The organism is Chelatococcus sp. GCM10030263 (assembly GCF_042666455.1).
Taxonomy (GTDB): Bacteria; Pseudomonadota; Alphaproteobacteria; order Rhizobiales; family Beijerinckiaceae; genus Chelatococcus.
On sequence record NZ_JBHTDB010000003.1, the window covers coordinates 328,264 to 341,140 of the forward strand.

Sequence of the window (12,877 nt, forward strand, 5' to 3'; positions counted from 1 at the left end):
CCGGCTTCAGGCTCTCACCGCTGCGGGCGCGGCATCGGCAAAGCGGTTCTTCAGGAATGTGACCAGACGCGAGATACGTGTTCCATTCGAGCCCTTGACCATGATCACGTCACCGGCTCTGAGCGACGCGAGAACCGGCCCTTCCAGGCCGTCGGGGGCCTGCGTATGGGCGCCGCGAACCATAGGCGGCAGCACATGCCACAGCGCCTGCATGGCCGGGCCGGCGGCGAAGACGAGGTCGATGGCATTCTCCTCGATTGCCGAGGCGAGCCCCGCATGCAGGCGCTCGCTTTCCGGCCCGAGTTCCAGCATGTCGGCGAGAACCGCGATCCGCCGGCCGCGGAAACCGATATCCGTCTGGCCGAGCGCGGCGAGCGCCGCCAGCATGGAGGCCGGATTGGCATTATAGCTCTCATCGATGAGGACGACCTCGCCCCCCGGTACCTGCAAGCGCGTGCGTTCGCCGCGGCCGACAGGCGGCGAAAGCTGGCCGAGCGCGAGCGCCGCCAGCGCGAGATCCGCGCCGAGCAGTTTGGCCGTGGCGAGCACGGCAAGGCTGTTGACCGCGATATGCCGGCCGGGGCTGCCGATGCGGTAGACGGCCGGGGTGCCGAAAACGTCCGCCTCGACGACCGTGCACTCGGCCCGCGACAGGATGCGCTTGGCGCGCACGTCGGCCTGCTCGTGTTCGCCGAAGGTGACGATCCGCCCGGCCGGTGAAGCCGCCGCATGGGCCCTGAGCCGTTCGAATTCGGCGATGTCACGGTTGATCACCGCGGCGCCACCCGGCTCGAGGCCCATGAAGATTTCGCCCTTGGCATCGGCGATGGCGGTGACCGAGGGAAAGAATTCGAGATGGACGGGGGCGACCGTGGTCACGACCGCCACATCAGGCCGGACCATGCCCGTGAGCTGCACGATCTCGCCGGAGGCGCTCATCCCGATCTCGAAGATCCCGAAGTCGGTTCCCGCCGGCATGCGCGCGAGCGACAGCGGCACGCCCCAGTGGTTGTTGTAGGAGGCCGCCGAGGCATGGACCGTGCCCTGATCAGCCAGCGCCAGGCGCAGCGCCTCCTTCGTGCCCGTCTTGCCCACAGATCCGGTAATCGCGACGACGCCGGCGCGGCTGCGCACACGGGCCGCGCGGCCGGCATTCTCCAGGGCGCACAGCACGTCCGGCACGACGATGAGCGGCCCGAGGCCGGCCATTTCGCCCGCATGCGCCTCGTCCACCACGGCGGCTGCCGCCTGCCGGCGAAAGGCCTCCGCAACGAAGGTATGGCCGTCGTGCACGTCGCCGCGTATGGCGAAGAAGACGTCGCCCGGCGAGAGACTGCGCGTGTCGATGGAGACGCCGCCGATGGCGGCGGCAACCGCGCCCTCAGCCCGTCCGCCGGTTGCCGCAATCAGTTCCTGTCCTGTCCAGAGCGTCGTCATGTGAGCCTCGCTTGCGCGCCCGCCGCGTCGTCGAACTCGCGGGCGAATTCGCGCACGACGTCGTGATCGGAGAACGGCAGCGTCCTTGTGCCGACGATCTGGCCCGTTTCATGACCTTTGCCGGCAATGACGAGAACATCGCCGGCACCAAGGTCCGCGAGAGCTGTTCGAATGGCCGTGCGCCGGTCACCGATCTCGCGGGCGCCGGGGGCGGCGGCGAGGATGGCGGCGCGGATCGCCGCCGGATCTTCCGAGCGGGGATTGTCGTCGGTGACGATGACGACGTCGGCCATCTCCGCCGCGACGCTGCCCATGATCGGCCGCTTGCCGGGGTCGCGGTCGCCGCCGGCCCCGAAGACGACCATAAGCCGGCCCGATGCATAGGGCCTGAGCGCGCCAAGCGCATGGGCGAGCGCGTCCGGCTTATGCGCATAATCGACGAAGACGAGCCCGCCCTTGAACGCGGCAACCCGTTCGAGCCTGCCTTTCACTCCCTTCAGCCCGGCCAGCGCCGCGATGACCCGGCTCGGCTCCTCGCCCGCCGCGATGACGAGCCCCGCCGCGACGAGAGCATTGGCCGCCTGGAAATCGCCGGCGAGCGGCAAGGTCACCTCCTGGCGCCCGGCTGCATGGCGGACCGTCAGGCGCTGGTCGAAGCCGGCGCGCACCACATCCTCGAGGACGAGATCCCGCCCTTTCCGGCCCACCGAGAACAGCGCGAGGCCGCGCGCGCCGGCGACCGCCGCCACGGCATCGGATTCGGCTGCGTCCGCGTTGACCACGGCCGGCGCCTCGTCGGGCAGCAGGGTGTCGAACAGCCGGAGCTTGGCCTGCAGATAGGCCTCGACCGTCGGATGGTAGTCGAGATGGTCGCGGCCGAGATTGGTGAAGCCTGCGGCCGTCAGGCGCACGCCGTCCAACCGGTATTGATCGAGGCCGTGCGACGAGGCCTCCATGGCGAGATGCGTCACTTCCTCGCCTGCCAAGCTGTCGAGCGTCCTGTGCAGCGCGACGGGATCCGGCGTCGTGAGCGAGCCGTAGGTTGCACCGTCCGGCTTGACGACACCGATGGTGCCGAGGCTCGCCGCCGGATGTCCGAGCGCCGCGAAGATCTGCCGCGCGAAGTCGACGACAGAACTCTTGCCGCTCGTGCCGGTCACGGCGACGATCGTGCCGGGCTGACGCGGATAAATGCGCGCCGCGGCGAGCGCAAGCAGGCGACGCGCATTGTCGACGCGCGCGAAGGCGACGGTCGCCGGCAGGTTAGCCGGGCGCTCGCTCTCGCCGACGACGGCGATGGCGCCGCGGGCCGCGGCATCGGCGGCAAAGGCGAGACCATCGGCCTTGGTGCCGGGCACCGCGACAAAGAGAAAGCCCGCCCCGACGGCGCGTGAATCGGCAGTCACGCCAGCGATGGCGCGCCGCGCCTCGTCGCCGGCGAAGACGCCGGGGAGAAGTTCGCCGAGGAGCGGCAGCGGGCTCATGGCATGCCCCGATTCATTGCTCCAATCATCGCGTGCCCCATGCCCCGAGTCGCGTCATGATCGGGAACGGCGTGACCGGCGGCGTGAAACGCGGCGGCAACCCGAGAAGGGGCGCCACGCGCGCGATGATCTTGCCGGTCGTCACGCCACCGTTCCAGGCCGCCGTCGAGAACCCGTAGGTCTCCGGCAGGCCCTGCGGCTCGTCATAGATGGTCACGAAAAGATACTTCGGTTTATCGGCGGGCACGATGGCCATGAATGTGGTGAAATTCTTGTTCTTGGCATAGCGCCCGTTGATCACCTTGTCGGCGGTGCCGGTCTTGCCGCCGATGAAATAGCCAGGCGCGAGCTTATCCGTGAACCTGGCCGACCCTTTCTCGGCGTTGAGACGCATGACGTAGCGCAGCGCCTCGCTCGTCTCCGGCTTGATGACGCGCAGCGCAGTGGCTTGCACCTCGTCCGGGGTGCGCTTCAGGAAGGTGGGCCGTACGAAGGTGCCCCCGTTGACGAGCGCGCAGACCGCTGCCGCCGCCTGTAGCGGCGCCACGGCAAGGCCATGGCCGTATGAAATGGTGATGGTGTTGAGCTCGCCCCATTTGGCCGGCACGATAGGCTCGGCACTTTCCGGCAGCTCGGTACGCATGCGATCGAGCTGACCCATCTTCTTGAGGAAGGCCTTGTGCCCCTCGACACCGACGGCGAGCGCCATGCGCGCGGTGCCAATATTCGACGAATGCAGGAAGATCTCCGGCACGGTCAGGATGCGGTGCGTACCGTGATAATCGTGAATGCGGAAGCGGCCATAGGCGAGCGGAAAGCGCGCATCGAAGGTGGAATTGATGTTCACCTTGCCGGAATCGAGCGCCATGGCCGTCGTCAGCGCCTTGAAGGTCGAACCCATTTCGAACACGCCGACCGTCATGCGGTTGATGCGGTTGGGATCGAGCGCCTCGACGGGATTATTGGGATCGAAATCCGGCAATGAGACGAGGGAAATCACCTCGCCGGTATTGACGTCGAGGATCGCCGCCGCGGCCGATTTGGCCTTGAAATGCTCCATGCCCTTGACGAGTTCGTCCCGCACCGCCTGTTCGGCCCTGAGGTCGAGCGAGAGCGCGACCGGCTTCAGGTCGTCGGCCGTGCGGGCGAGCCCGGCGCCGGCGAGCGCCTGCAGTCCTTGCCCGTCGATATACTTCTCGATGCCGGCGATGCCCTGGTTGTCGATATTGGCGAAGCCGAGAACATGGGAGCCGAGCGGTCCGTTGGGATAGACGCGCTTGTTCTCCGGCAGGAAGCCGACGCCGGGAATGCCGAGGCGGTAGACCTCGGCCTGCTGCTTGGGCGTAATCTCCCGCTTCACCCAGACGAAACCCTTGCCCGTGCTCAGCTTCTCGCGCAGCTCGCGAGCATTGAGATCCGGCAGCACGGCGGTGAGCAGCTCCGTCGCCTCGTCCTTGTCGATGATGTTGCGCGGCTCGGCGAAGATGGAGACGGTTCTGACGTCGGTAGCGAGAATGGTGCCGTTGCGATCGACGATGTCGGGCCTTGCCGACAGGATCGCGGCGGTCGCCGTGCGGTGGAAATCGCTCGGCGCGTCCGGCGCCAGCGCCAGCATGGAAAGCCGACCGATGATCAGAAGAAAAAGAATTGTGAAGAAGACACCGACGAGCCCGATGCGGGCGACGCCCTTGTCGGCACGCATGCGAAAGAAGCGCTTGAGCAGATCGAGCGACAGCGTGAAGGTCTTCGGCGTGTGGGCCTTCGGCGCACGCGCGGCAAGCTCGTCGTGAACCCCGTCGAAGGGATGGGTAGTGGACATTGGCTCACCTCACCGAGACGCAGACGGCGTATTGGCGGGGGCTGCTCCCCCCGACTGCGGGGTCGCGGTCGGCTCGCCGAGACCGAGCGCCTCGAGCTTGCGGCCGATCGCATCGACCTTCTGCTGCCGCTCGGGGATGTCGCTCAGGCGCACGACCTGGTTGAGCGCCAACGGCTGCAGGTCGAGATGCCGCCCTGCGAGCACCTGCAGACGATCGGGCCGGTTGAAGAACTGCCACTCCGCCCGCATGACGGCGATCGCATCCTTCTCCTTCTGTATCCGAGCCTTCAGCTTCGCCACCTGCTCGGCGTAGTAGATGGTCTCGTATTTGATCGAATAGGCATAGCCGGCGGAACTCACGAGGAGCGCGATGGCGAGCACGTGGAGGAGGCGGATCATCAGCGTGTTCTTCCTCGACCTGAACTTGGCCGTGCCCCCGGCCGGACAGACTGCGGCAGCCGCGCGAGCGCGGCGACGTCATCATCGAGCGGGCGCTGGGGCGCGTCCGTGCGCTCCGCCGCCCTGAGCTTGGCGGACCGGGCCCGCGGATTGGCGGCGAGTTCGGCCGGCGACGGCAAGACGGGGCCGCGCGTCACCGGCGCGAAAGTCGGCGCAGGCAATGTCCCGCCCGGCATATGTCGGGAGCCGCCGATAGTACGGGCCGCGCGACGGGCCATGAACTGCTTGACGATGCGATCTTCGAGGGAGTGAAAGGTCACCACGACGAGGCGGCCGCCGGGCTTGAGCACCCGCTCGGCCGCATGCAGCGCGCGCACAAGTTCACCGAGTTCGTCGTTCACCGCAATGCGCAGCGCCTGAAAGGTGCGGGTCGCGGGATGCGGGCCGTTGGGTTCGGCACGCACGATGCCGGCGACGAGGTCGGCGAGGGCATCGGTGGTTTCGATCGGACTGCGCCGCCGCGCCTCCACGATGGCACGGGCTACGGCCCGGGAGCGACGCTCCTCCCCGAAATGGTAGAGGATATCGGCGATCTCGGCTTCCGGAGCGTCGTTGACGATATCGGCTGCGCTCGGCCCGGCCTGTTCCATGCGCATGTCGAGCGGCCCGGCATGGCGGAAGGAAAAGCCACGCCCCCCCTCGTCGACCTGCATGGAGGAGATGCCGATGTCGAGCACCACACCGTCGAGTGGCGCAAAGCCATGCTCCTCGGCGTAATGGTCGAGCTCGCCGAAGCGCCCCGCAACGAGCGTCAGGCGCCCGGCCGCAGCGCGGACGAGGTCGTCGCCGCCGGCAATGGCGTCGGGATCGCGATCGAGCGCGATCAGCCGCGTATCGGAATGAACGGAAAGAATGGCGCGCGTGTAGCCGCCGGCGCCGAATGTACCGTCGAGATAAAGCCCCGCGGGCTTCACCGACAAGGCCGCGAGCATCTCTTCCAGGAGCACGGGAACGTGACGGGCCGGTCCGCCAGCAGCACCGGCCAGACCGTTACCGGTCGAGCCGCCGCCGCGGCCCATCATCATTCCCGTGCTCCGGAAGAACCCGAAGACCTCTCCCCGAGATGGCGCTCGCCCAGAGCCCGCTTGAGCTCCCGCACCTTGGCGCGCGCTTCCTCGAGATGCGCCCGGAAGGCTTCCGGCCGCCACAACTGAAACTTCTGTCCATGGCCGACGAAGGTCACCTGGTCCAAGATGCCCGCATGGTCGCGCAATGCGTCCGTCAGGATAACCCGGCCCTCCCCGTCGACCTTCAGAACCTCGCTCGTGCCCAGAAGGGCGGTCGACAGGTGGTCGCGCTCCTCCGAATAAGGCGACAGCGTCGATAGCAAGCCGTCGATCTCCGCCAGAAGTGCGTTGCCTCCTGCATCGAGCGCCGGACTGTCCAGCGCCGGATGCACATAGAGCCCGTCGAACCCGTCCCTTGCCAAAACCGCCCGAAACGACGCCGGAATCGAGACCCGCCCCTTCGTGTCCAACCGATTGGTGAAGTTGGACACAAACCGGTCCATGGCACCCGACCTCGGCCGTCCCGTCGCCTGCCCACTGCATCGCTATGAGCGAACGCGCACTCTCCTCAATGCGCACAGGACGCGGCGCATCACACCCCCGATCGAACCGAGTCCGCTGTGGACGTTGACCTGAGGATCCCGCCACTGACGGGATGATTTGGGATAGCATGGGATTTTATGGTCGTCAATGGAATCAGGAGTTCCGGTGATGGATTTCCGGCGTGGCCATGAGACTCTCTCAAGGTTAACGAAGGCTTGCATTGCAGCCGCTTCCGCCGCGAAGCATCTGCAAATCGGACCTTTCCTCATCGAGGGGTGAGCGACGCGCCCAAGTGCGCCCATGCGGACGCGGCAAGCCCCCTCGCCGACGTCCTCGTCGGCGAGACCCGTGCAGGCTTCGCATGTGTAGGTGATGGGAAAGGCGTCAGCCGGCCTATAAGCCGGGTTCTGTAGGGCCGACGAACGGTTGTTCGCCGACGCGGCGACCATTCCTCTGGGACGATCGTTACCGAACGCCTCCAGCAACCAACCCGGGCGACGGGCCCGGAAACGGGCCCTGGGCTTAGAGCCCTGCCGCCCCTATTCGGTTTTGCTCCCGGTGGGGTTTACCCTGCCGCCTGCGTTGCCGCCGGCGCGGTGCGCTCTTACCGCACCCTTTCACCCTTACCGGAGACCGAGGCCTCCGGCGGTTTGCTTTCTGTGGCACTTTCCCTGGAGTTGCCTCCGCCGGACGTTATCCGGCACCGTGTTTCCGTGGAGCCCGGACTTTCCTCCACCTGAGGATCGCTCCTCCGGCAGCGGCCGCCTGGCCGGCTGACGACTGTGGGATAGGCATCGACAGCCGCCCGGTCAAGGGCGCGGCCACCATGGGTTAGGCAGGCGCGTTCGAATCGAGGCTGACCATGATCGACTGCACCTTCGCGCAATAGGCGAGATTGGCGCTGTTGATACGGCGGGCGTAGTAGCCGCTCTGGTAGCGCATGATGGCGCCGCAGATGTCGCCTCCCGCGCGCTGGTAGGCACCGGCCAGGTATTTGACGCCGTATTTGATGTTGGTTTCCGGCGCATAGAGGCCGGATACCGTGCCGGAATAGCCGATGTCCCGTGCAGTCCCCGGCTTGATCTGCATCAGCCCGACAGCGCCGCCATTATAGGCGGTACGTTTGTAGCGGCTCTCGACGCGCATGACTGCATCGACCAGCGCATAAGGAATGCCGTACTGCTTCGCATACCGAGCGGCAAGCTCGACATAGCGATTGCGATACTTGGGGTCGAAACGGAGCGGTTTCACCCGCTTCAGACGGTTCTTGAGCTTCGGCGCAATCGTCGGAGCAAGGTCACTATCGGCCGCATCGGCCGCCCTCTTGCCCAGAATGAGTTCGCCCAGTCGTTCGATATTGAGACCGGAGACGCTGGATGGATCGCCACGCTCTCCAGCCGCCATGGCATTCGTGGCAACGACACTCAGGCCGCAAAAGGTCACAAGCCCAATCAACTTGACGATTTTCAACAGTCTTACTCCCAACAATGCACAAAAGAACACCTGCCGCGCGGGATGCCCCTGCGGCTTGCCAGCCAAATGCGGCGGTGCGTGAAGTCTGTCTCCGGCTCTACCTTCGGCTATTGGCCAAGGTCAGCGGCGACTGACATGGGGTCTCACCTTGGCGCAATAGGCGCGTGCAGCGCCTGTCATGCTCGTGGCGCGGTGGCCGGCCTGGTACTTCAGGACCGTCCGGCAGGTGTCCCCACCCGCGAGGCGGTAAGCCTCCGCGAGATAGCGAATTCCGTAGCGCAGGTTGGTGTCGGCGTCGTAGAGACCCTCCACCGAACCGCGATAGCCCATGGCCCGCGCGGTCGAGGTGCTGATCTGCGTGAGCCCTACATTGGCGCCGTTGCGCGCCCGCGGATTGAAGCGGCTCTCGACCCTGACCACCGCCGCGGCGAGTTCGACCGGAATGCCGTTTGCGGCGGCATAGCTCGCAAGGAGCACTTGAATCCGGTCGCCCCCGGAACCTTTCCCCGTGCCAGCGCTTCTAGGCGGTGAGCTCGTGACGTCCCGCTGCTGCGCCTCAGTACCTGCACGCGTGGCCGCCTTGGGACCACGCTTCGTCAGTCCGGGCTCCGCGAGTGACGAGACGACGGGCGCTCGCAAGGCCGGCGACGAAAGGTCGAGCGGCGCATGCCGATGCGACGCCCGCGCGACCGGTTTCCGTCCCTTGCGGGCCGGTTTGGCGGTGGGCTTTACAGGCGGCAGCATCGCCTTGACGGCCGGCTCCGCGGCCCCGTTCGAGGCGACATGGGCCGGTATAGCGCCGCCGACCGGGGAGACGGGCGCCTTAGCCCCCTGTGTGGCTTCTTTGACGCGTGCGGAGGAAGCCTGAGCCGATGCGGCATCGATGCAGCTGAACGAAGCGGCCAGCGTCATCGCCAGCAGCGTCGTTCCCAGTCCGTATGATCCCGTCGTCATGCCCGCGTCACATCCATCCGCACGTCCTCTCCCGTTGAACCGCCACGGCCGGAATGCCCGCGACACTCGGGCACGATCAAACTCCCTCGCCGTCACCGTAGTTGATGACGTCGAAAGAACCGCACCGTTCATGAGGCGGTGAACTGACCCAAAAATGCGGCAATGTTCGGGCAGCGAATCAGGTCGTTACTGTCAAGCTTGCGCCAAATAAAAAAGCAACAACCGGCAGACCCATAATTTTACCCATTACATCACCGTACTACGTTTAAAAGTATTCATTGATAATCTCTGATCAGACGGGCGACCGCCTAATTTTCACCTTCGCAGTCGCAATATGCGCAGCGCAGCACTCAAAAATGGAACCGCCGAGCTTACCAAGCGTTATCGGCGCGTGCATATCGCGCGTATGAAAGGGAGCGACCTCATGAAAAAGATGCTGGCGATCGGTCTTGTCACTGTCGGGCTAGCCGGCGGTCTGACAGCCTGCAACACGCCTGGAGACCGGGCAGCGGGTGGCGCCCTCATCGGTGGCGCGACGGGCGCGGCCGTCGGCGGCCTCGCGTCGGGGACCGCAGGCGGGGCTCTCGCGGGCGGCGCCATCGGCGCGGCTGGCGGCGCCATCGTTGGCGCGGCCACGGCTCCGCAGAACTGCGAGACCTACTACTACCGCGGGCGCCGCTATCAGGATTGCTACTGATCGCCTCACTACCCTAGGAGGCTGCGGCTCTCTATGATGACAGGCGGCGGAGACTGATCCGTCGACCCGGGTGACCGCCGGCATGCCGGCGGTCATGCCTTGAGGGTCATGCCATGAGAGGGACCGCAGGACATCATGTGGGGAAAGCTGGGCGGCACCGGCTTAGGCCTTGCCATAGGCGGGCCGCTGGGTGCGCTCCTCGGCGCGCTTGCCGGACATTTTCTCGTCGACCGCGAGGGAGCGCCGTTCCGTCGCCCGCCGCGCGAGGTCATCTTCACCACCGGTCTCGTCGCACTGTCCGCCAAGATGGCCAGGGCCGACGGCGTTGTGACGCGCGACGAAGTCGCGGCTTTCCGCCGTATCGTCGAGGTGCCCGAGGACGGGCTCGCCGACATCATCCGCCTCTTCGATCTCGCCAAGGCGACGACCGCGGGCTACGAGGCTTATGCCCGCCAGCTCAGCGAACTCCTTGCGGACGAGCCGCAACTCCTCGAGGACGTGCTCGACGGCCTGTTCCTGATCGCCACCGCCGACGGTGCCGTGCATGACGGCGAGATCGCCTATCTCAAGTCGGTCGCCGAGATTTTCGGCCTGACGGGCAGCGATTATTCCCGCATCGAGGCACGCCACCTGCACCGCGACGACGACCCCTACGCTATCCTCGGCGCGACCCGCGACATGGACGGCGACGAGCTGAAGCACCGCTACCGCCAGCTGGCGCGCGAGTTCCACCCGGACCGCGAGATCGCCCGGGGCCTGCCGCCCGAGGCGATCAAGATCGCAACCGCCCGGTTGGCCGCCATCAATGCCGCCTGGGACATGATAGCCCGCGAGCGGGGGCTGGCATGACGGACCGAACGATGACCACCTCCCGGCCGCAGTTGCCCGCCCCCGACAGCAAGGTCGCGGCCAAGATCTTTCCCTCGCCCAACCATGGGGAGCGGCTCGCAAGGGACGGCGCGCCCCGCCGTCCCGATATGCTCGTGCTGCACTACACCGGAATGCCTGATGCCGGCCAGGCGCTGCAGTGGCTGTGCAATCCGGTGTCGCAGGTCTCGGCGCATTACTTCGTCTTCGAAGACGGCCATGTCCTGCAGCTCGTGCCGGAGGCGCGTCGCGCCTGGCACGCCGGGCAGTCCTCCTGGGACGGGGAGACGGACATCAATTCGGCGTCGATCGGCATCGAGATCGCCCATCCCGGCCACCCGAGCGGCATGCCGCCCTATGCCGAGCCACAGATCGACGCGGTGATCGCGCTGACCCGCGATATCGTCGCCCGCTGGGGCATTGCTCCGCAGCGGGTGGTGGCGCATTCCGATATCGCGCCCGAGCGCAAGTGCGACCCCGGCGAAACCTTCCCTTGGGAGCGGTTGCATGCGGCCGGCATCGGCCATTGGGTTCGGCCGGCTGCGGTAGGCGGCGGCCGCTTCCTAAGCCCGGGCGACCGCGGCCAGCCGGTGGAGGCGCTGCAGGCCATGTTCGCGCTCTACGGCTACGGCATCGCTGTCAGTGGGGTCTATGATGCGCTGACCGAAGCGGTCGTGCGTGCCTTTCAGCGGCATTTCCGGCCCGAGCGCGTGGACGGCATCGCCGATGCCTCGACACTGACGACCTTGCGCGATCTCATTGCATCGCGCCCTTCGTCGGTCGCGTGAGAGAAAGCCAGCTTGCAGGGCACCTGGCGCGGCCCCATCTGTTGCAAGGATGATCTGCAGACATGATCTTGCAGACGTGAGCCCTGCCCGGCAGTGAGGAGACCGCCCATGAATCCGAGCTATTCGCCGCGGTCCGCTTGGACCTGGCGGCCGGTTGAACTGGCCGCACTCGTTGTCGGCTTCATCGCCTGGTGGCCGCTTGGGCTTGCCGTGCTCGCCTGGAAGTTCTGGAATGACCGCTCGGCGCGGCCAAAGGATTTCGAGACGGCGCTGCGCGACGGCTTCATGCGTGTGCGCGAGACGGCCAGCGGGCTCTTCGCCGGCACGGCGCCGATCCCTGAGGATGACCTCGCACTCACCGGCAATGCTGCCTTCGACGCGCATGTCCGCGAGACGCTTGCGCGCATCGACGCCGACCGCCGGGCGCTGGTGGAAGAGATCCGCGCTTTCCGTGCCTTCCTGGCAGAGGAACAGGCCGGCCGCAACGAGATGTACGAGCGCTTCAAGGCGAAGAGCCGGCGCGACTAAGTCATCGCTGCTTGAAGCTCGAAGAACTTAGATCCTGATTGATCGCCTTCGAACGCCCGCGATGGCCTCGCGGGCGTCCGTCGTCATGAGCGTCAGTTGCGGCCGCGGAACAGCCAGCCGACGGCGAAACCGATGGCGGCCGCCGCCATCACGCTGTTCAGTGGGCGTTCTTCGATACGCCGTTCCATGGCGCGCATGCCGTCGTCATAATAGCTTGTGCCGGCCTCGCTGACCCGCTCGACGTAGTCTTGGCCGTGGCGCGCCACGTCCTTCACTGTATCCTTTGCCCGGCCATAGGCCCTTTGGGTGACCCCGGCCGCCTGATCATAGGCGCCTTCCGCCTGCAGTCCCTCGTCGCCCGTCAGATCGCCCGCGGCTTCCTTCACTTTTCCGCCGACCTGCGAAACCGTTCCCTTGACCCGATCGTTGTCCATGTGCCTCTCCTGGTGGTGAGCCTTGCATGGACAACGCGGAACACGTCACTTCGTTCGCAGCGATCAGTGGAAAGGCTTGGCTGAGGCTTTTGAGCATTGCTCGATGAAGCGGCAGCGGCCGGGTATTCACAAATTGCAGGCAGCCTGCTCATTTTGCTTGCTAACCCATGCCGTTTCGTGCGCAACTATAAGCCTGCGCCCAGGTCGCAGGAGGAAGCGCACGAGACCGCCCACGGTCTTCCGGAGGGCGGTCTTTCTTGTCGGGTTTCGACCTGCAGGCCATCAGAGGGACCGCTGGCGCCAGCCGGCGGGGTCGCTGCCCTTCTCAAGAAAAAAGGCCGCACAGTGATGTGCGGCCCAAGTCTAGGGAGGAAACGCCCAAGGAGG

The 12,877-nt window shown here is 66.3% G+C and carries 13 protein-coding genes and 1 other RNA gene; 4 read left to right on the forward strand and 10 right to left on the reverse strand.

Features of this window, described 5'->3' with window-relative positions; translation table 11 throughout:
- Positions 1 to 6: 6 nt before the first annotated feature.
- The 9 genes from ACFQU1_RS06215 to ACFQU1_RS06255 form a co-directional block, all read right to left on the reverse strand.
- Entirely contained in the window at positions 7 to 1,437 is a 1,431-nt protein-coding gene (locus ACFQU1_RS06215; RefSeq protein ID WP_378130400.1) for a UDP-N-acetylmuramoylalanyl-D-glutamyl-2,6-diaminopimelate--D-alanyl-D-alanine ligase, read from the reverse strand.
- Positions 1,434 to 2,921, reverse strand: coding sequence for a UDP-N-acetylmuramoyl-L-alanyl-D-glutamate--2,6-diaminopimelate ligase (locus ACFQU1_RS06220; protein ID WP_378130402.1), 1,488 nt, complete (start codon positions 2,919 to 2,921; stop codon positions 1,434 to 1,436). Before ACFQU1_RS06220 ends, ACFQU1_RS06215 begins: the two co-directional genes overlap by 4 nt.
- Before the next feature lie 25 nt (positions 2,922 to 2,946).
- Positions 2,947 to 4,740 carry a peptidoglycan D,D-transpeptidase FtsI family protein gene (locus ACFQU1_RS06225; protein ID WP_378130405.1) on the reverse strand — a complete coding sequence of 598 codons (1,794 nt, stop codon included), beginning with the start codon at positions 4,738 to 4,740 and terminating at the stop codon, positions 2,947 to 2,949.
- 9 nt (positions 4,741 to 4,749) lie between these two features.
- Positions 4,750 to 5,139, reverse strand: coding sequence for a hypothetical protein (locus tag ACFQU1_RS06230; protein ID WP_378130407.1), 390 nt, complete (start codon positions 5,137 to 5,139; stop codon positions 4,750 to 4,752).
- A complete protein-coding gene (gene rsmH, locus ACFQU1_RS06235; protein WP_378131587.1) occupies positions 5,139 to 6,221 on the reverse strand; it encodes a 16S rRNA (cytosine(1402)-N(4))-methyltransferase RsmH in 1,083 nt (360 codons plus the stop codon). Before rsmH ends, ACFQU1_RS06230 begins: the two co-directional genes overlap by 1 nt.
- Complete coding sequence (gene mraZ, locus ACFQU1_RS06240; protein ID WP_378130409.1) at positions 6,221 to 6,709, reverse strand: division/cell wall cluster transcriptional repressor MraZ; 489 nt, start codon at positions 6,707 to 6,709, stop codon at positions 6,221 to 6,223. The genes rsmH and mraZ overlap by 1 nt, the downstream gene beginning before the upstream one ends.
- 420 nt (positions 6,710 to 7,129) lie before the next feature.
- An RNA gene (rnpB, locus tag ACFQU1_RS06245) (RNase P RNA component class A) lies at positions 7,130 to 7,526 on the reverse strand.
- Between the two features lie 54 nt (positions 7,527 to 7,580).
- Entirely contained in the window at positions 7,581 to 8,288 is a 708-nt protein-coding gene (locus ACFQU1_RS06250) for a lytic transglycosylase domain-containing protein (protein ID WP_378130411.1), read from the reverse strand.
- A gap of 54 nt (positions 8,289 to 8,342) precedes the next feature.
- The gene (locus ACFQU1_RS06255; protein WP_378130413.1) at positions 8,343 to 9,176 is read right to left on the reverse strand and encodes a lytic transglycosylase domain-containing protein; all 834 of its coding nucleotides are present in this window, start codon (positions 9,174 to 9,176) and stop codon (positions 8,343 to 8,345) included.
- Positions 9,177 to 9,600: 424 nt separating this feature from the next.
- On the opposite strand from ACFQU1_RS06255, the gene ACFQU1_RS06260 reads away from it, so the two are divergent.
- The 4 genes from ACFQU1_RS06260 to ACFQU1_RS06275 all read left to right on the forward strand — a co-directional run bounded on the left by ACFQU1_RS06260 (position 9,601) and on the right by ACFQU1_RS06275 (position 12,056).
- Positions 9,601 to 9,873, forward strand: coding sequence for a hypothetical protein (locus tag ACFQU1_RS06260; protein ID WP_378130415.1), 273 nt, complete (start codon positions 9,601 to 9,603; stop codon positions 9,871 to 9,873).
- A gap of 135 nt (positions 9,874 to 10,008) precedes the next feature.
- Positions 10,009 to 10,722: a TerB family tellurite resistance protein gene (locus tag ACFQU1_RS06265; protein WP_378130417.1), complete on the forward strand. Its 714-nt coding sequence runs from the start codon at positions 10,009 to 10,011 to the stop codon at positions 10,720 to 10,722.
- Between the two features lie 11 nt (positions 10,723 to 10,733).
- The gene (locus ACFQU1_RS06270) at positions 10,734 to 11,528 is read left to right on the forward strand and encodes an N-acetylmuramoyl-L-alanine amidase (protein ID WP_378130419.1); all 795 of its coding nucleotides are present in this window, start codon (positions 10,734 to 10,736) and stop codon (positions 11,526 to 11,528) included.
- Positions 11,529 to 11,636: 108 nt separating this feature from the next.
- Positions 11,637 to 12,056: a DUF2852 domain-containing protein gene (locus ACFQU1_RS06275; protein ID WP_378130421.1), complete on the forward strand. Its 420-nt coding sequence runs from the start codon at positions 11,637 to 11,639 to the stop codon at positions 12,054 to 12,056.
- A gap of 92 nt (positions 12,057 to 12,148) precedes the next feature.
- On the opposite strand, the gene ACFQU1_RS06280 is transcribed toward ACFQU1_RS06275, so the two are convergent.
- A complete protein-coding gene (locus ACFQU1_RS06280) occupies positions 12,149 to 12,490 on the reverse strand; it encodes a CsbD family protein (RefSeq protein ID WP_378130423.1) in 342 nt (113 codons plus the stop codon).
- Positions 12,491 to 12,877: the final 387 nt, after the last annotated feature.